At 65.9% G+C, this 16637-nt stretch carries 15 protein-coding genes; 5 read left to right on the top strand and 10 right to left on the bottom strand.

Annotated elements, in window-relative coordinates; all coding sequences use genetic code 11:
* Nucleotides 1–41 precede the first annotated feature (41 nt).
* The 5 genes from dnaB to rpsF form a co-directional block, all read right to left on the bottom strand.
* Complete coding sequence (gene dnaB / locus BST47_RS16025) at nucleotides 42–1850, bottom strand: replicative DNA helicase (protein WP_083126486.1); 1809 nt, start codon at nucleotides 1848–1850, stop codon at nucleotides 42–44.
* A gap of 494 nt (nucleotides 1851–2344) precedes the next feature.
* On the bottom strand, nucleotides 2345–2800 hold the full coding sequence (rplI, locus tag BST47_RS16030) for a 50S ribosomal protein L9 (protein WP_083126487.1): 456 nt from the start codon (nucleotides 2798–2800) through the stop codon (nucleotides 2345–2347).
* 15 nt (nucleotides 2801–2815) lie between these two features.
* The gene (gene rpsR, locus BST47_RS16035; protein WP_014210198.1) at nucleotides 2816–3079 is read right to left on the bottom strand and encodes a 30S ribosomal protein S18; all 264 of its coding nucleotides are present in this window, start codon (nucleotides 3077–3079) and stop codon (nucleotides 2816–2818) included.
* A 38-nt stretch (nucleotides 3080–3117) separates the two neighbouring features.
* Nucleotides 3118–3639, bottom strand: coding sequence for a single-stranded DNA-binding protein (locus tag BST47_RS16040; RefSeq protein WP_083126488.1), 522 nt, complete (start codon nucleotides 3637–3639; stop codon nucleotides 3118–3120).
* 79 nt (nucleotides 3640–3718) lie between these two features.
* Nucleotides 3719–4009, bottom strand: coding sequence for a 30S ribosomal protein S6 (gene rpsF / locus BST47_RS16045; protein WP_083126552.1), 291 nt, complete (start codon nucleotides 4007–4009; stop codon nucleotides 3719–3721).
* A 142-nt stretch (nucleotides 4010–4151) separates the two neighbouring features.
* Here rpsF and BST47_RS16050 point away from each other — a divergent pair, with 142 nt between their 5' ends.
* Nucleotides 4152–5471, top strand: coding sequence for an adenylate/guanylate cyclase domain-containing protein (locus BST47_RS16050; RefSeq protein ID WP_083126489.1), 1320 nt, complete (start codon nucleotides 4152–4154; stop codon nucleotides 5469–5471).
* 13 nt (nucleotides 5472–5484) lie between these two features.
* Here BST47_RS16050 and BST47_RS16055 read toward each other — a convergent pair whose 3' ends face one another.
* Together BST47_RS16055 and BST47_RS16060 are read right to left on the bottom strand one after the other, a co-directional pair.
* Nucleotides 5485–6399: an alpha/beta hydrolase gene (locus BST47_RS16055; RefSeq protein WP_083126490.1), complete on the bottom strand. Its 915-nt coding sequence runs from the start codon at nucleotides 6397–6399 to the stop codon at nucleotides 5485–5487.
* A gap of 49 nt (nucleotides 6400–6448) precedes the next feature.
* Nucleotides 6449–7180 (bottom strand): SGNH/GDSL hydrolase family protein, encoded by a 732-nt coding sequence (locus BST47_RS16060; RefSeq protein WP_083126491.1) that lies wholly within the window; start codon nucleotides 7178–7180, stop codon nucleotides 6449–6451.
* Nucleotides 7181–7274: 94 nt separating this feature from the next.
* Between BST47_RS16060 and BST47_RS16065 the strand changes: the two genes are divergently transcribed.
* Nucleotides 7275–9206: a patatin-like phospholipase family protein gene (locus tag BST47_RS16065; protein WP_107528987.1), complete on the top strand. Its 1932-nt coding sequence runs from the start codon at nucleotides 7275–7277 to the stop codon at nucleotides 9204–9206.
* Here the strand turns inward: BST47_RS16065 and BST47_RS16070 are convergent.
* The 3 genes from BST47_RS16070 to BST47_RS16080 form a co-directional block, all read right to left on the bottom strand.
* Complete coding sequence (locus tag BST47_RS16070) at nucleotides 9179–10756, bottom strand: glycosyltransferase family 87 protein (protein ID WP_083126553.1); 1578 nt, start codon at nucleotides 10754–10756, stop codon at nucleotides 9179–9181. The genes BST47_RS16065 and BST47_RS16070 overlap by 28 nt on opposite strands.
* 89 nt (nucleotides 10757–10845) lie before the next feature.
* Complete coding sequence (locus BST47_RS16075) at nucleotides 10846–13374, bottom strand: transglycosylase domain-containing protein (protein WP_420094039.1); 2529 nt, start codon at nucleotides 13372–13374, stop codon at nucleotides 10846–10848.
* Nucleotides 13375–13420: 46 nt separating this feature from the next.
* The gene (locus BST47_RS16080; protein WP_083126493.1) at nucleotides 13421–13855 is read right to left on the bottom strand and encodes a DUF5318 domain-containing protein; all 435 of its coding nucleotides are present in this window, start codon (nucleotides 13853–13855) and stop codon (nucleotides 13421–13423) included.
* Between the two features lie 103 nt (nucleotides 13856–13958).
* Between BST47_RS16080 and BST47_RS16085 the strand changes: the two genes are divergently transcribed.
* The 3 genes from BST47_RS16085 to BST47_RS16095 all read left to right on the top strand — a co-directional run bounded on the left by BST47_RS16085 (nucleotide 13959) and on the right by BST47_RS16095 (nucleotide 16596).
* Nucleotides 13959–14819: a DUF1707 SHOCT-like domain-containing protein gene (locus BST47_RS16085; protein ID WP_083126494.1), complete on the top strand. Its 861-nt coding sequence runs from the start codon at nucleotides 13959–13961 to the stop codon at nucleotides 14817–14819.
* 118 nt (nucleotides 14820–14937) lie between these two features.
* Nucleotides 14938–15483 carry a PadR family transcriptional regulator gene (locus BST47_RS16090; protein WP_083126495.1) on the top strand — a complete coding sequence of 182 codons (546 nt, stop codon included), beginning with the start codon at nucleotides 14938–14940 and terminating at the stop codon, nucleotides 15481–15483.
* A gap of 36 nt (nucleotides 15484–15519) precedes the next feature.
* Nucleotides 15520–16596, top strand: a complete 1077-nt coding sequence (locus BST47_RS16095) for an inositol-3-phosphate synthase (RefSeq protein ID WP_083126496.1) — start codon at nucleotides 15520–15522, stop codon at nucleotides 16594–16596.
* The last annotated feature ends 41 nt before the right edge of the window (nucleotides 16597–16637 follow it).

Here is a 16637-nt window from a genome sequence, read left to right on the forward strand (position 1 = left end):
CCTCCCTTCGGAAGGCAGCGCGTTGACTGTCGTCGCGCTGCCTAAGCCTTCGCCATGTTCGCGAAACGCGACAGATGTAGTTGGTGCGCAACGGTAATCGTCTTCGTCGGACCGCTGCGGTGCTTGGCGATGATCAAGTCCGCCTCGCCGCCGCGCGGGTCGTCGCGCTCGAACGCGTCGGGACGATGCAGCAGGATCACCATGTCCGCATCTTGCTCAATTGAACCGCTCTCGCGTAGATCGGCCAGCATCGGCTTCTTGTCGGTGCGCTGTTCCGGACCACGGTTCAGCTGACTCATCGCGACCACGGGAACTTCGAGCTCCTTGGCCAAAAGCTTGATCTGGCGCGAGAATTCGGACACTTCCTGCTGCCGTGACTCGACCTTCTTGCCCGACGTCATCAGCTGCAGGTAGTCGAGAACGATGAGCTTCAGGTCCGCCTTCTGCTTGAGTCGACGCGCTTTGGCCCTGATCTCCATCATCGTCAGGTTCGGCGAGTCGTCGATATACAAAGGGGCTTCACTGATTTCGCTCATCCGCCGTGCGAGCCTCGTCCAGTCGTCGTCATTCATCCGACCCAAGCGCATGTCTGCCAGCTTGATCTTCGCCTCGGCCGACAGCAGACGCATCACAATCTCGGACTTACTCATCTCCAGCGAGAAAATGACGCTCGCCATGTGGTGCTTGATGGAGCACGACCGCAAGAAATCCAAACCCAGAGTCGAGTTGTGCGTCGGGATCATTCCCTCGCCCGCCAGATACAAATGATCCGCAGCGCTCACCTCGACGCACCGCACCGGAACGCTGTCGACTCGGCGAACGGCTTCAATGCCCCAGGCCGACCGTCCGCCCCCGCCGACCGTGGCGAGAGCCGGAACCCGTGCCGCGGTAATGACATCCACGCCTGCGCGCAATGACTCGGTGACCTGGATGCCGCGCGCCGTCGGCCATTGGTGCTCGGCGTCCGCGACGATCACCGTTCCATCCGAGAACTCGACCTCGAAGCACGGCCGCCCGTGCATGACCTCGGTCGCCGCCACCACTCGAGTCGGCGCCCCGTCGGCACCAATCAGGTGATCGCCTACCGCGACCTCACCCATCGTCGTCCAGCCCGTCGGAGTAGGCAGCGGCGTATCGAGCTTGAGCGCCTTCCCCATACCGGGACGGGCCGCGATGACGATCATCTGTCCGGGATGCAAGCCATTCGTCAGATCGTCGAGTTCCACGAAGCCCGTCGGCACCCCTCGCGACATCCCGCCCTGCGAGGCGATCGCGTCGATCTCGTCCATCGTCGGCTGCAGCAACTGCTCCAGCGGAACGAAGTCCTCTGAGGTATTACGACCCTCGGTCACGTCGTAGATCTCGGCCTGCGCGCGGTCCACAATGTCCGCCACATCGGCACCATCGGCGCCGGCATAGCCGTACTGCACGACGCGCGTGCCCGCCTCCACAAGGCGGCGCAGCAGCGCCTTCTCCGCGACAATGCCCGCATAGAACCCCGCGTTCGCGGCCGTCGGCACCGTCGAGATCAGGGTGTGCAGATACGGTGCTCCGCCGATCCGGCGCAGTAACCCGCGGCGGTCCAGCTCCGCCGCCACCGTCACCGCGTCGGCCGGCTCACCACGGCCGTACAGGTCCAGGATCGCGTCGTACACGTTCTGGTGCGCGGGCCGATAGAAGTCGCCCGGCCGCAGCTTCTCCAGCACATCGGCGATCGCGTCCTTGCTCAGCAGCATGCCGCCCAAAACGGCCTGCTCGGCCGCAGCGTCCTGCGGAGGCTGACGTCCGAAATCCTCACTGGGTGGAGGAGTGTCCATGGCCGAATGGCCAAGGTCGTCCACGACAGCCACGGAGCTACACCTCCCCTGAACTAGGTCGAACTGACGTTCGATAAAACGCTACCGTGGCACAGTGACAAGCGTCGGACATCCGCCCCCAATCGGTCGCCCTAATGGACTCGCGACGGCCAACGCTAGACGTTGCTGGGAGCGATGCAAGGGCACCCTGTTCATGGACCTGTGGATGGCCTGTGGATAGGTCAGGACAGCCATGTTGAGCCGTTGGGGAGAACCTGTGTATAACTTGCTTTTTTCAGAGCATCCGTGCAGATAGCCGCACCATAAACCCCATGGAATTCTGTGGATGGGAATTCGCACGGCGTGTCGCTATCGGTTGCGGTCTCGGGCGTGTTGTGTTTCCGATCGGGGCCATGCAGGTTAACAGCCGGTTAGCTTCGCTGTGACCTAATTACCTTGACAAGTTCGCCAGCACAAGCCTGCGCGCACAGCAACGGCCGGGTGAAGGTCTATTCGATCCTCACCCGGCCGTATTTGCGCTGACGTTATTATCCGGCGACGACGCTCAACGACACCGAGGCGTCGACCTCGGGATGTAGCCGCACCGTGATCGGATGCGTGCCGGTGGACTTGATATGCGCCTTGGGCAACTGCACCGTGCGCTTGTCCAGATTCGGGCCACCGGCCTTCTTGATGGCAGCGACCACGTCGGAGCCCGTCACCGAACCGAACAGCTTGCCGCTGTCGCCGGCGGCCTTCACCGCCAGCTCGACCGCGCCCAGACCCTCGAGCGCCGTCTTCAATTCGCGCGCGTGCTCAAGCCCCTGTACGGCCTTGGCCTCGCGGGCCCGGCGGATCTCCTCGGCCTGGCGCTCGGCGCCACGCGATGCCACGACGGCCATGCCGCGGGGCAGCAGGAAGTTGCGGCCGTAGCCGTCCTTGACCTCGACGATGTCACCCGAGGTGCCCAGGTGATCCACCTCAGTAGTCAGAATGAGTTTCATTGTTGTTCCTCGCCTCTATCGCGTCGACGAGCTGAACGGCAGCAGCGCCACCTCGCGGGCGTTCTTCACCGCGATGGCGATGTCGCGCTGGTGCTGAACACAGTTGCCTGTCACGCGGCGGGCACGGATCTTGCCGCGCTCGCTGATGTAGGTCCGCAGCAGTGCGGTGTCCTTGTAATCGATGATCTGGTTCTTGCCCTTCTTCGAGCAGAACACGCACTTGCGAGTCTTGACCGGCTTCTCGGGAGCCGGACGCCTCTTGGTCGAGGACTTGGCCATATGTCTATCTCTTTCTGGAATTGCTGATCAGTAATGAGTCAGAAGGGGGGTTCGTCGTCGCTGCCGCTGAACGAGCCCGACGCGGGCGCGCTGCCCCACGGATCGTCCTGCTTGGCCTCGGATCCACCGGCCGGAGCCGCACCACGGGATCCCCCGCCACCGCTGCCGAACCCACCGCCGCCACCGCCGCCGCTGCGGCTGGCCTTGTTGACCTTGGCCGTGGCGTACTTCAGTGACGGGCCGATCTCGTCGACCTCGAGCTCCACCACGGTGCGCTTCTCACCCTCACGGGTTTCGAACGAACGCTGCTTGAGCCGTCCGCTGACGATCACCCGTGAACCGCGAGTCAGGCTTTCGGCCACGTTCTCGGCCGCCTCACGCCAGATGTTGCAGCGCAGGAACAGCGCCTCGCCGTCTTTCCATTCGTTGGTCTGACGGTCGAAGATGCGTGGCGTCGACGCCACGGTGAAGTTGGCGACGGCTGCGCCTGACGGTGTGAACCGAAGCTCGGGGTCTGCCGTCAGGTTTCCGATGACCGTGATGATGGTGTCACCAGCCACGAGTTCCTCCTGGATTGGGTTGTCGGCGCGAAGTCAGTCGCAGGCGAGCCTACGTAGCCGCTCCGACGTACGGCAGCCTTTAGTGCTTGTCGGTCCGCATGACCTTGGTCCGCAGGACGGACTCGTTGAGGTTGAGCTGGCGGTCCAGTTCGGACACCGTTGCGGACTCGGCCTTCACATCGACGACGGCATAGATGCCCTCGGCGTGCTTGGCGATCTCGTATGCCAGCCGGCGCTTGCCCCAGATGTCGACTTTGTCGACGGTGCCGCCGTCCTTGCGGATGACGTTGAGGAACGTTTCCAGCGACGGAGCTACAGTGCGCTCGTCGAGAGTGGGGTCGAGAATGACCATGATTTCGTATGGACGCATGAGAACCACACCACCTCCTACGGTCTTGTTCGGCCACGGTCGTTCCGTGACAGGAGGGTTACCTGCGTCGGCAACCGGCCCAGGCTACAGGAATGCCCGCTGATCTGCGAAATCGCACTGCTGACGGGCTTACGCTTCTGCTGTGTTCTCCGAGACGCGGTATGCGCTCAACGGGGATCTGCGCGTGGCGTACCGCGCGTCGCGCGAGGGAGAACGCGACATGGTCTTCGTCCCCACATGGTTCACCAATTGCGAGGTGTGGCCGGAAGTGGCCTCGGTCCAGGGCTGGCTCGAGGCAATGACGTCGGTCGGCCGACTGATCCTCATCGATCAGCCCGGCACCGGCGCATCCGATCCCATCGCTCCGGATGCGATGCCGACGTTGGAGAAATTTGCCGACAGCATCACTGCGGTACTCGACGATCTCGGCAGCGATGAAGCGGTGCTCATCGCAGTCGCCGGCACCCTCGCGCCCGCAGCACTGTGTGCCGCGGCCCATCCCTCCCGCATAACGTCGCTCGTCGTCCTCGAGGGTTTCGCGGATCCCATTGCAAAGACGGCCGACGGGACCACGCGCGAGGAATTCCGCGCCGCCTTCGTCGCTATGTGGGGCACGGGTGAGTACCAGCACCTGGTCAATCCAGACATGCCATGGAACGAAGAGATCCGGTCTGCGTGGGCTCGAGTGGAACGGCTCTCGGCCAGTCCACGGACGGTTGTGCTCATGTGGCCGCTGGTGGGCGATGTTGACGTGCGGGCAGTTCTGCCGGCAATTCGCGTGCCTACGCTCGTCGTCCATCACGTCGACGACCCGATCGTGGAGCCCACAAGGGGTAGGCAGGTGGCCGAGAACATTCCCGGCGCGAAATATGTTGAGCTGCCTGGGCGCAACATGTACCACTTCGTCGAACCTTGGCGCGACTCCTTCCAGGTGATCGCCGAGTTTCTGACCGGTCACCAGCCAGAAGTGGCAGACGACCGCGTGCTCGCCACTGTGCTATTCACCGACATCGTGGACTCGACACGACGCGCGGCCGAAATGGGCGACCGCAACTGGCGTGCCCTGCTCGACGCACACGACGCCATCATCCGCGCTCAACTCACCCGGTTCCGCGGCCGCGAAGTCAACACCTCCGGCGACGGATTCCTCGCCACCTTCGACGGCCCACAACGAGCGATCCGCTGCGCCATGGCAATTCGCGACGCCGTGCGCTCCCTCGGCATCGAAGTCCGCGCCGGACTGCACACCGGCGAAGTCGAGATCCGCGGCGACGACATCGGCGGCATCGCCGTACACATCGGCGCGCGCATCAGCGCCCTCGCCGGACCCAACGACGTCCTCGTCTCCAGCACACTGCGCGACCTCGTGATCGGCTCGGGGCTCGAATTCGACGACCGCGGCGCACACCAACTCAAGGGCGTACCCGGTGAATGGCGGCTGTTCGCCGTCGCGTCAACGTGACGCGTACGTGAACTCAGCCGGATCCGAGCCTACGGCCGAGCGCCCGACCCAACTTCTGTGGAGCGTCGCCGCTGGGCCCCAAGAGAAACGGCGAGAACAGATGGAAGTCGTGCCAAAGACCTTCGTAGACCTGGTGCTCGATGTCGACTCCTGCCGCGCGTGCCCGCTTCTCGAGTTCGCGTGCGTCCGAGGCGAGGATGTCGTCGCCGCCCGAGTGCATGACCATCGGCGGCAGCCCGGCGAGGTCAGCGAACATCGGCGAGATCGCCGGCTCGGCCGGATCCTGACCCGAAGGCAGATAAGCGTCCGCGAACCGGATCAAGAGGTCGGCGGTCAGCGCAGCGTCCCGCGGCGCCGGACCACGTCGCGCATGGGCGCCCGGGGTGAGGTCGGGCCAAGGGCAGATGAGGCCGAGCACGGCCGGCAGAGCCTCGCCGTTTTCGCGTAGACGCAGCGCAACGGCGAGCGACAGTCCGGCACCGGCGGAGTCACCGACGATCGCGATGCGGCTTGGATCGGTGCCCTGCGCGACGAGGTCGCGGTAAGCAGCGAGCCCGTCGTCGACCGCGGCGGGGTACGGGTGTTCCGGCCCCATCCGGTAGTCGAGCGAGATCACCCGCGCGTCCGCTGCGGTGCCGATCGCCGCGACGAGCGCGCGATGCGAGCGTGCGCTTCCGACTACGTAGCCGCCGCCGTGCGCGTAGAGCAGCACGCGCGATTCGGTGACCCCCGGCGGCCGGATGTCCTCTGCCGGAACACCGCCGATGGTCGTTGGCGTCACCATCGTCCCCTTCGGGGGTGGCGGATAGGCGAGCGCGAGCGTCATGCGCTTGCGAATCGTCAACCACGACGCGGTCGGCGAAAACAGCCAGCGACAGAGGACGCGGACGCCGGGACGCATGGCCGCGGGTGACAGACCAACCTTCATCGCCCAAGGCTACGGCGTCTGCGTCGCGCGACGTTGTCTTTTCCCTGGCTCACTGACACGGCGCCGGCACTGCGCTGGACAATTCCGTCGCCCACGCCTCGTAGGCTTCCGGGGTCGGGTGAATCCCGTCCTCGACCCACTGGTTCTCATCGGCCTGTTGCGTGTAAAGCGGTCGCATGTCAACGAATTCGGCGCCCGCCGCGTTGGCCTCTTCGATCAACACGCTGTCGAACGCCTCGCGCTGCGCCGCGAGATCGTCGCCGTAGGTCTGCCCCTCGGGCGACCGAAACCATTCGTTCTGCGCCAGCACGATCACGCGAGCACCACTGGCCGTCGCCGCATCGAGTACCGACTTCACGTTCTTCCGGTAGTCCTCGATCGTCACACCGTTGACGATGTCGTTGGCGCCGGCCTGGAAAGTGACCAACGTCGGTGCGAAAGAGTCGATCTGGGGCACCTCGTCGGTCAGCACCTGCTCGGCCGTGTAGCCGCTGATGCCCGCATTCTGCAGCTCTACCTGGCAGCCTTCTCCGCGCCACCGCTCGGCCAGCAGCGCTGGGAAAGCACCCGTCTGCTCGTCCGGCGCGCCGACACCCTGGCTCAGCGAATCGCCCAACGCGAGATAACGCACGGTGCCGTCGTTCGGTACGACGGATGTCGTGCCACCGTCCGGCTGCTGCGCCGTCGGCGACGATGGTGCCGGGCTCTCGGGCTTGCCACAGCCGACCAGCGCGGCGACCATGCAGGCCACCGCAAGCAGGCGTCGCGTCCGCCGGGTCACCCGTCGAGAATAGCGTCGAGTGCCCTTGCGCCGGCCCCGCTCGGCTTACACTCGGCCTGTTCTCCGTCGGCCAACCCTGATTGGAGATGTGACCATGTCCGATCTGCCATTCGACTGCGACCTCGTCTTGAAGGGCGGAATCACCAGCGGTGTCGTCTACCCCACCGCCATCGTCGAACTTGCCCGCGACCACCGCTTCCACAACATCGGCGGCGCGTCGGCAGGGGCGATCGCCGCCGTCGCCGCGGCGGCAGCCGAATACGGGCGCCAGACCGGCGGCGGCGGGTTCGACGAACTGAACGCGATTCCCGACGAATTGGCGCACGAGGACGCGTCGTCACACCAGACGCTGCTGCAGCGCCTTTTCGTGGCGCAAACCGAAACCCGCGAGTACTTCGACCTGTTCTGGCAGCAGAAGAGGCTGGAAGGCGGGCTCTTCACGCGCGCCAAGGCTGTGCTCCCGACCCTCCTCCGGCACAGTCCGACCATTCCAAAGTTCAAGCTGGCCAATCTCTTTGCCTTCGGCCTTCCGCTGGCGGCGATCGTATGGGCGGCGCTCGCGTGCTCACCGGGAACGATCGCCTTCGCCGTGCTCGCAGTGCTCGTCGGCGTGGTCATCTACCTGGTCGCTCGCGTGGTCGCGGGCGTCATCGACATGGTCCGTAACGCGCAGCAGGCCGTCGCCGCCAACATGCACGGCCTGGTCAACGGGCGCTCGGTCGGCGACCAGATGGGACTCACCGATTGGCTGCACGAACGAATCGAGCGACTGGCGGGTGGCGATCGTCAATCACCGCTGACCTACGGCGACCTCGCGCGACACGACATCGGCCTCGTCACGCTGACGACCAACCTTTCGCAGACCTCGAGCGAGACCTTTCCCTTCTCGGACCTGACATGGGCGTTCCGGCCCGCCGACATCCGCACGCTGTTCCCCGAGCAGGTCGCTTCCCATCTCGAAGCTCGGGGCCGGGTGGCGACCGAATCCTCGGAGCAGCGCGCGACACTCGAAAAGGCGGGACTGCTGCAGCTGCCGCCCGCACCGGAGCTGCCGGTGATCCTCGGTGCGCGGATCAGCTTGTCGTTCCCCGTCGTGATCTCGGCGATTCCGCTATGGCGATTGACGCCGGTTCGGCGCGGGGGCAAGTGGGTCACCGAGTACCGCGAGGTGTGGCTGTCCGACGGTGGCATCTGCTCGAACATGCCCGTCCACCTATTCGACCATCCACTGCCGTCGCGTCCGACCTACGCCATCAACCTCGGCTCCGGTGCGACAGACAGCGACGCGGAACCCGGCGATGACCATTCGGTGATGGCCCGAGCACACCGCAACGTGTGGCGCCCGATCCGGACCGGATCCGGTGCAGGAGCTCCCATTTCCGATATCGACTCCACCACACAGCTGCTGGGTGCGGTACTCACCACGATGCAGAACTGGTCGGACTACTCGGCGACCAGATCGCTCGGCGTACGTGATCGCGTCTGCACCATTCGGCTGAGCTCGAAAGAGGGCGGCATGAACCTCGACATGCCGAGTACGACGATCACGGGCCTGGCTCCGCGCGGGCGGGCAGCCGGGGAAAACCTGGGATGGATGGTGCGAGGCACCCTCCCGGAGCACGTAGATCCCGTCGATCAAACCGACGAGGCCGCAACGCAATGGACCAGACACCGGTGGACGCGGCTCCGCTCGACGGCACTCGGCGCGGGTCGCTATTCCGACGACGTCGAGTCCGGCTGGGCGAAACCCGCTGTGTCCCAACAAGGACCGCTCGCGAACAACTTCGCCTACGCCGAACTGGCCGCCAACGCGAAGACGCTACCGTACCTGCCCTACCGATCGGATTGGAGTGCGACCGCCGGCGCCGCCCTCACGGCTGGCATCGACGCGCTCGCCGCCGTCGATTTCGGCACCGCCAACATGGTGAGTAGGCCACCGTTCCGACCACTCATACTGAGCACGCGCGGAGAGCCAGTTACCGAACTCAACGAGCGCACTCAGCGCGACGAACTGCCCACCAGCTGATCGGGATCGGGATCGGGCTGCGGCGCGCCCACCCGCACCCTGTCCCGATCCGGCCGTAGCCAGTCGGGCAGCCATCGGGGCGGGGCGTCGGGTGCGCGGTCGAAGATTCCCCCGGCCGGGTCGTCGACCTCACCGCCGAAGCGCACCAGATCCTTGTCGGGTCGATAGATCTGATGAATCACCAACGCGCACAAGCCGATCACTGCGAGATCCCGGATCACCACCACGACGGTGAACGGTTGCTCTGGTAGGCCCTTGTTCTGCTGGCCGTAGAGGTACAGCATCCGCGGAATCCACACCAGCGCGTCTACCGTCATCCACGCAAGCAGAATGCGCCTGTGCGGCACGGCGAGCACCGCCAGCGGTACCAGCCACAGCGAGAACTGCGGGCTCCACACCTTGTTCGTCAACAGGAACGCCGCGACGACCAGGAACGCGATCTGCGCCACCCGCGGCCGCTGCTTGGCCGTCAAAGCGATGTAAGCGATGGCGACGCAACATGATACGAACAGCAGCGCCGAGACGGTGTTCAGCACCGTCGGCGGCTCCCACACCCCCAGATCCGGATCGAAACCACCCCAGCCGGTGAACGACCGGATCACGTTGTAGATCGAATCCATGTCGTCGCCGCGACGGCTGTTGAGCCGGAAGAACTCTGACCATCCCCTCGGGAACAGCACCATGATCGGCAGGTTCACCAGCACCCAGGTGACCGCGGCGGCGAGCGCCGTCTTACCGACCTCACGTCCCTTGCCGGTGCGCACCGCCAATACCAGCAGCGGTGCGAGCAGCAGCAACGGATACAGCTTCGCCGCCACGCCGAGGCCGATCAGCACGCCCGCCAGCACCGGCTTTCGCCGCGCCCACGCAAGCATCGCCCCCGTCGCGAAAGCCGTTGCGAGCGCGTCGAAGTTGGTGAACATCTGGAAGATCACGATCGGCGAGGCCGCCACCAGGGCCGCATCCCACACCCTGCGCGGGCCGGATAGGCGCGACGTCGCCCACACCGTCGCCAGCCACGCCAGCGCCAGCCCGAAGGCCGCGATGTTGAAGAACATCACCACCTCGGCCAGGATCGGCAACGACACCAGCTTCGCCAACGCGGTGTAGGACTTCGCCAGCGCCATCGAGCCGTATTGATACAGCCCGGTCAACACCGGGTATTCCATGTACCGCACCGCGACATCGCCGTCGTACCTGATCTTCGGCTTGCCCTCACCGTCCTTTTCGGTCCAGCTGGACTTGTACGGGAACTTGCCGAGGTTCAACAGTTCGGCGGTGTAGAGCGGGACGGTGTCGGAGTAGCAGAGCTGGTAGTACGCCCGCTGGTTGTCCCAGTTGGCTACGCGTTGGTCAGGCGGGCCGGTGCCGGTGGTCTGCAGGCACGCCGCCTTGGTCGAGTACCCGAGCGCGAGCAACACCAGCGCGATGAGCAGCATGGCGCGCAGCGGCGTGAAAAACCGTTGACGGCCGATGAGCGCGTGCCTGCCGACCGGGCCGCCGATCACTCCGGACAGGGCGGCGCCCATTGTGTCTGTGCGGCTTGGCATGTCCCGGTTGTCGAGGCTCCGCCGGTCTTCTGCAAGCGGGGCCGGCGATGCCGTCGATGGCTCGCCGTCGTCGCGGTCTGGCACGTCGGTCACGGAGGCGGAGGCGGTGCACCCGGCACGCCGGGGGGCGGCGGTGGCGGAGGCGCACCGGGCGCTACGGGCACGCCGGGCGCCGCGGGCGCCCCGGGCACGCCGGGCGCCCCTGGCGCCCCTGGCGCCCCTGGCGCAGGCGGGCCGACGGGCACAGTCGTGGGTGGGCCCCACGGGATCGTGACCCCGGGCGCCAACTCGATCGTCGGCTGGATCACGGTGGTCTGCGGCACGGGCGGGACGTCCGGCGGCGGGGTCGACGGCGGCGCCGGGGCTTGCGGCACTCCGGCGTAGCCGCCGATCTCCTCGGGCTTGGGGAACGTCTCGTTGTCCGTTCCGTCCAGCGCGCCGTCCATCGTCGCTTTCCAGATGTCCGACGGCAGACCCGAACCGTAGACCGGCGAGCCGTAACTGTTCTCCAGTGGTTTGGTGCCTTCGGTGGTGCCGACCCAGACCGCCGTCGACAACGACGGCGTGAAGCCGACCATCCACGCGTCACGGTTGGCGCCGGTGTCCCCCAGCTGGTTCGTACCCGTCTTCGCGGCCGACGGACGTCCGCCGGCCAGCGCGTGGCCATTGGAGTACGCGGCGATCGGCTGCATGGCCGAGATGACGTTTTCGGCGACCTTCTTGTCGATGCGCTGCTCGCCCTCGTTGTCCTGCTGGGACGCATCGAACAACACCTCGCCCGCGGCGTTGACGACCTTCTGCACGAAGTGCGGTTTGTGGTACACGCCGGACGCCGCGATGGTCGCGTACGCCGACGCCATATCGAGAACCCGGCTCTGGTACTGGCCCAACACAATGCCGTTGTTGGGCGGTCCGCCCTGACCGTCCTCGGACAGCGTGTGGTCGACGCCGGGGAAGCTCTCGGCGATACCCGCCTCGTGGGCAGCCTTCGCGACGTCGGCGGGCCCGTTCTCCAACTTGAGCATCAGCCGGTAGTAGCTGGTGTTCAGCGAGCGCTTCAGGGCTTCGGCGATGTTGCAGGTACCGCACCCGCCGCCTTCGACGTTGTTGATCGTGATGCCGTTCATCGACACCGGGGAACTGTCGACCTGCGTGCCGAGGCCCATGCCCTGCTGCAGTGCGGCGACCAACGCGAATACCTTGAACGACGAGCCCGTCGGCAGACCGGCCTGGGCGAAGTCGAATCCGTTGGCGTCGGTGCCGCCGTAGTACGCCTCGACCCCGCCCGTCTTCGGGTTGATCGACACGACCGCGGTGCGCATGTCGGGATCCTGGCCTTCGAGGTACTCGGCCGCGGCTTCTTCGGCGGCCCGCTGCGCCTGCGGGTTGATCGTCGTGGTGATCTGCAGGCCCTCGGTGTTCAGGGTCTGCTCGTCGATGTCGAACAGCTCGAGCAGTTCGCGCTGCACCTGCCGTTCGATGAGCCCGTTGGGGCCCGTCGTCTGGTTCTGCGATCGCGCCTGCTCAGGTGGCACGGTCACCGGAAATACCTGCTCCGCACGCTCTTGCGGTGACAGCGCACCGATGGTCACCATGCCGTCGAGCACCCAGTTCCAGCGCTCCACCGCACCCTCGGGGTTGACAGCGGGATCGAGGCCGGATGGCTGCTGGATGAGCGCGGCCAACAGCGCGCCCTCGGCGACCGAGAGCTGTTCGACGGGTTTGTCGAAGTACGCCCTCGACGCCGCGGCGATGCCGTACGAGCCGCGGCCGAAATAGATGATGTTCAGATATGACTGCAGCACTTGGTCTTTGGACCACTCGCCGGCCATCTTCGTCGAGATGACCACCTCTTTGGCCTTGCGGATCAGGCCGCCGACACCCGAGCGCTCGTCGCCGACCAACGCGTTCTTCACGTACTGCTGGGTGATGGTCGAACCACCCTGCAGGTCGCCACCGAACAGGTTGTTCTTCATGGCCCTGATGAAGCCGGTGAACGAGAAACCCGGGTTGGAGTAGAAGTCGCGGTCCTCGGCGGCCATCACCGCGTTGCGGACCTGCACGGGTATCTGGTCGATGTTGACGTCGACGCGGTTGCCTTCCGGCGGAACGATTTTCGCCAGCTCGCTGCCGTCACTGGCGAGGATCGTCGACACCTGATTGGTGCGGATGTCGCCCGGGTTCGGCACCTCGACGATCATGTACGCCATCGCGAAGGTGATGATCGGCAACACGATCATCGCGACCACCGCGACGAGGGCTCCGCGCCGGACCCACTTCCAGTTGATCTGGGGACGCTGACGCGGCGGCCGGCCCCCCGGACCTTCCGGAGGTCCCCCGCCGCCGGGTGGACGGCGCGGCGGTAGCGGAGGCGGCTGCTTGGGCGCCGGTGAGCCATCGAGCGCGGCCTTCACCACGTCGATGGGATCGCGCCACTGCGGCGGCGCAACGTCACGCACCGGGGGCAGGATCGCGGTGCGCCTGTCGTCGGGCGGAAGGCTGCGTGTCCGCGGCGGCGGTGGTGCCTCACCCGGCGGACGTTGGCGTGCGGCGTCCCTAGAGTGCCGTCCCGCACCCTCTGAATGCTTCGGTGCCGGGTCGCTCACGCCGTCAGCCACCCGCCCGGCATGGGCGTCGTTGGCTGACCGGTCGTGGCGCCCTTCGCTATTCACTGGCCGTGCGCGCACGACTGCGCGCCGTCTGGGTCCGCCTCGGTGTGCGCGATCCCTTCGGTGGCGGGATGGCGCCGAGGACGTACGACTTGACCAAGTGATTCCAGCTGCAGGTGCGGCATACCTCCACCACGTGTACGGAGAACTCGTCGAAACGGGTCGCCAGCAGGACCAACTCCTCGGCGGTGCGCGCCGAGCCGGACACGGCGCCCAGATGGTCGCCGAACACCCAGGACACCAGGGTGAGCTGCTCCTTGCGGCAGATCGGGCACATCACCGAACTGGGCTTCCCGTGGAACTTCGCGGCTCGCAGCAGATAGGGATTGGCGTCACAGACCTCAGAGACGCCGGTGCGTCCCGAATAGACCTCCGCCAGCAGGGACCGTCGCCGAAGGGCATAGTCCACCACCTGTCGCTGCAATCGCACGGAGACCAGAGTACGTCGGCCGCGCGGCGGCGGAGGCGCGACGGCGCCGTGGCTTACTCCCCGTAGGCGGTGACCTGGACGCCTGACATTTACGATCATCGTCGTGGCGAACCGGCAGACAGCAGGAACGCGGGCCAAAGACAGCGACCGCAACGACACCTGCCAGATCCTCGACAGTGCGCTCGCCGACGGGCAGCTGTCGATGGAGGAGCACCGCACCCGAGTCGCACTGGCGACGCAGTCGGAGACGCTCGGCGACCTGCAGTCGCTGATCTCCGACCTGCAGACCGGCAACGCACCCGTTCAGTTGCCCGACCTCAAGCGGCAATCCAGGATGCCGTCCGGCGGCGGTGGATGGGGAATCCGCCTCGCCGTGGCCGGCGTGCTGGTCGCGCTCGGCATCGGCATCGGCTGGGGCCTGTACGGGAACACCACCTCGCCGCTGAGCTTCACCTCCGACCCGGGTGCGAAGTCAGACGGCATCCCCGGCAAGGTCCTGACCCCACCGAAGCAGCTGCAGTCCCTCGGTGGTCTCAACGGCCTGCTGGAGCAGATGCGCCAGCGGTTCGGCGACACCATGGGATACGACATGGTGATCTATCCGGAATACGCCGTGCTGTACCGGCCCGACCCCAGCGATGAGCGCCGCAAGCTGAGCTACACCTATCGCGGCGGGTTCGACGATCCGACCACGTCGGCCAAGAGCGAGGATGACGTCCTGGTGGACCTGAGTGCGTTCGACGTCGAGTCCGCGGTCGGCATCATGCGCGGCGCCGCCGAGACCGTCGGCCTGAACCCCGCCGACGTGAAAAAGGACAGCACCTACCTGACCATCGACCCGGCGAAGGATCCGACGGCGCCCGGCGAGCTGACGCTGCGCGCGAACGTGTCGAGTGACTTCGGCAGCGGTTCGGTCACCTTCGCCGGCGACGGCACGGTCAAACGCATCGACGACGTCACCTGACCCCGGGGTTCGCGGCGAGGCACCGCGGCGTAACCCTCCGTTGGCGCTGAATATATCGGCGCGATACTATTGCTGGAGGTGTTGGACCGCCGTAACGAAAAGCAAAGGGGGCGATCTGATGTTGGAGCTCGCCATCCTGGGCCTTCTGCTCGAATCCCCCATGCACGGCTACGAGCTGCGTAAACGTTTGACGGGCCTACTGGGTGCTTTTCGGGCGTTCTCCTACGGCTCGCTGTATCCCGCGCTGCGGCGCATGCAGGCCGACGGACTGATCGTGGAGGACGCCGCGCCGGAGGGCATCCCGAAGATGCGCCGTGCGCGACGCGTCTACCGGCTCAGCGAAGCAGGCGTCCAACGATTCACCGAGCTGGTTGCCGACACCGGCCCCCAGAACTTTTCCGACGACGGATTCGGCGTTCACCTCGCCTTCTTCAACCGCACGCCCGCCGAAGCGCGGATGCGGATTCTGGAGGGCCGCCGTCGTCAGGTGGAGGAACGCCGCGAGGGCCTGCGCGAAGCAGTGGCGCGGGCCAGCAGCTCGATCGACCGCTACACCCGGCAGCTTCACCAGCTCGGGTTGGAGTCCAGCGAGCGCGAAGTGAAATGGCTCAACGAACTGATTGCGGCGGAACGGACCGCGCAGCAACGGGCTGAACAGCCGTAAGTACGACCGGGTTAGTAGGAGAGGGAGATAGTCGTCATGACTAAAAACAATGACGTGCGCGTCGCGATCGTCGGCGTGGGCAACTGCGCGTCGTCACTGGTACAGGGCGTGCAGTACTACAAGGACGCCGACGAGAACACCACGGTTCCCGGCCTGATGCATGTGCGGCTCGGCCCGTATCACGTGCGCGACGTGAAGTTCGTCGCCGCGTTCGACGTCGACGCCAAGAAGGTCGGCTTCGACCTCTCCGAAGCCATCTTCGCGTCGGAGAACAACACCATCAAGATCGCCGACGTACCGCCCACCAATGTGGTCGTGCAGCGCGGTCCGACGCTCGACGGCATCGGCAAGTACTACGCCGACACCATCGAGCTGTCCGACACCGAGCCGGCCGACGTCGTGAAGATCCTCAAGGACAACGCCGTCGACGTGCTGGTGTCCTACCTGCCCGTCGGCTCGGAACAGGCCGACAAGTTCTACGCGCAGTGCTGCATCGACGCCGGGGTGGCGTTCGTCAACGCGCTGCCCGTCTTCATCGCCTCCGACCCGGTGTGGGCCAAGAAGTTCGAGGACGCGGGCGTGCCGATCGTCGGTGACGACATCAAGAGCCAGGTCGGCGCGACGATCACCCACCGCGTAATGGCCAAGTTGTTCGAGGACCGCGGCGTGCAGTTGGACCGCACGATGCAGCTCAACGTCGGCGGCAACATGGACTTTCTCAACATGCTCGAGCGCGAGCGCCTCGAGTCGAAGAAGATCTCGAAGACTCAGGCGGTCACCTCGAACCTGCAGCGCGAGTTCAAGACCAAGGACGTACACATCGGCCCGTCCGATCACGTCGGCTGGCTCGACGACCGCAAGTGGGCCTACGTGCGGCTGGAGGGTCGCGCGTTCGGTGACGTGCCGCTGAACCTGGAGTACAAGCTCGAGGTGTGGGACTCGCCGAACTCGGCTGGGGTCATCATCGACGCGGTGCGCGCCGCCAAGATCGCCAAGGACCGCGGCATCGGCGGGCCCGTCGTCGCGGCGTCGGCGTATCTCATGAAGAGCCCGCCGCAGCAGCTGCCCGACGACATTGCTCGCACCCAGCTCGAGGAGTTCATCGAGGGCTGATTCATACCGGCGATTTGTGTGCGTTTTGGAGCGGTGAGCGC

This window comes from Mycolicibacterium tusciae, assembly GCF_002086795.1.
GTDB lineage: Bacteria > Actinomycetota > Actinomycetes > Mycobacteriales > Mycobacteriaceae > Mycobacterium > Mycobacterium tusciae.

Excerpts from the sequence above, each read along its gene's own strand:
- rplI (WP_083126487.1), bottom strand. The coding sequence starts at position 2,800 with ATGAAACTCATTCTGACTACTGAGGTGGATCACCTGGGCACCTCGGGT.
- rpsR (WP_014210198.1), bottom strand. The coding sequence starts at position 3,079 with ATGGCCAAGTCCTCGACCAAGAGGCGTCCGGCTCCCGAGAAGCCGGTC.
- rpsF (WP_083126552.1), bottom strand. The coding sequence starts at position 4,009 with ATGCGTCCATACGAAATCATGGTCATTCTCGACCCCACTCTCGACGAG.
- BST47_RS16055 (WP_083126490.1), bottom strand. The coding sequence starts at position 6,399 with ATGAAGGTTGGTCTGTCACCCGCGGCCATGCGTCCCGGCGTCCGCGTC.
- BST47_RS16065 (WP_107528987.1), top strand. The coding sequence starts at position 7,275 with ATGTCCGATCTGCCATTCGACTGCGACCTCGTCTTGAAGGGCGGAATC.
- BST47_RS16070 (WP_083126553.1), bottom strand. The coding sequence starts at position 10,756 with ATGCCAAGCCGCACAGACACAATGGGCGCCGCCCTGTCCGGAGTGATC.
- BST47_RS16090 (WP_083126495.1), top strand. The coding sequence starts at position 14,938 with ATGTTGGAGCTCGCCATCCTGGGCCTTCTGCTCGAATCCCCCATGCAC.
- BST47_RS16095 (WP_083126496.1), top strand. The coding sequence starts at position 15,520 with ATGACTAAAAACAATGACGTGCGCGTCGCGATCGTCGGCGTGGGCAAC.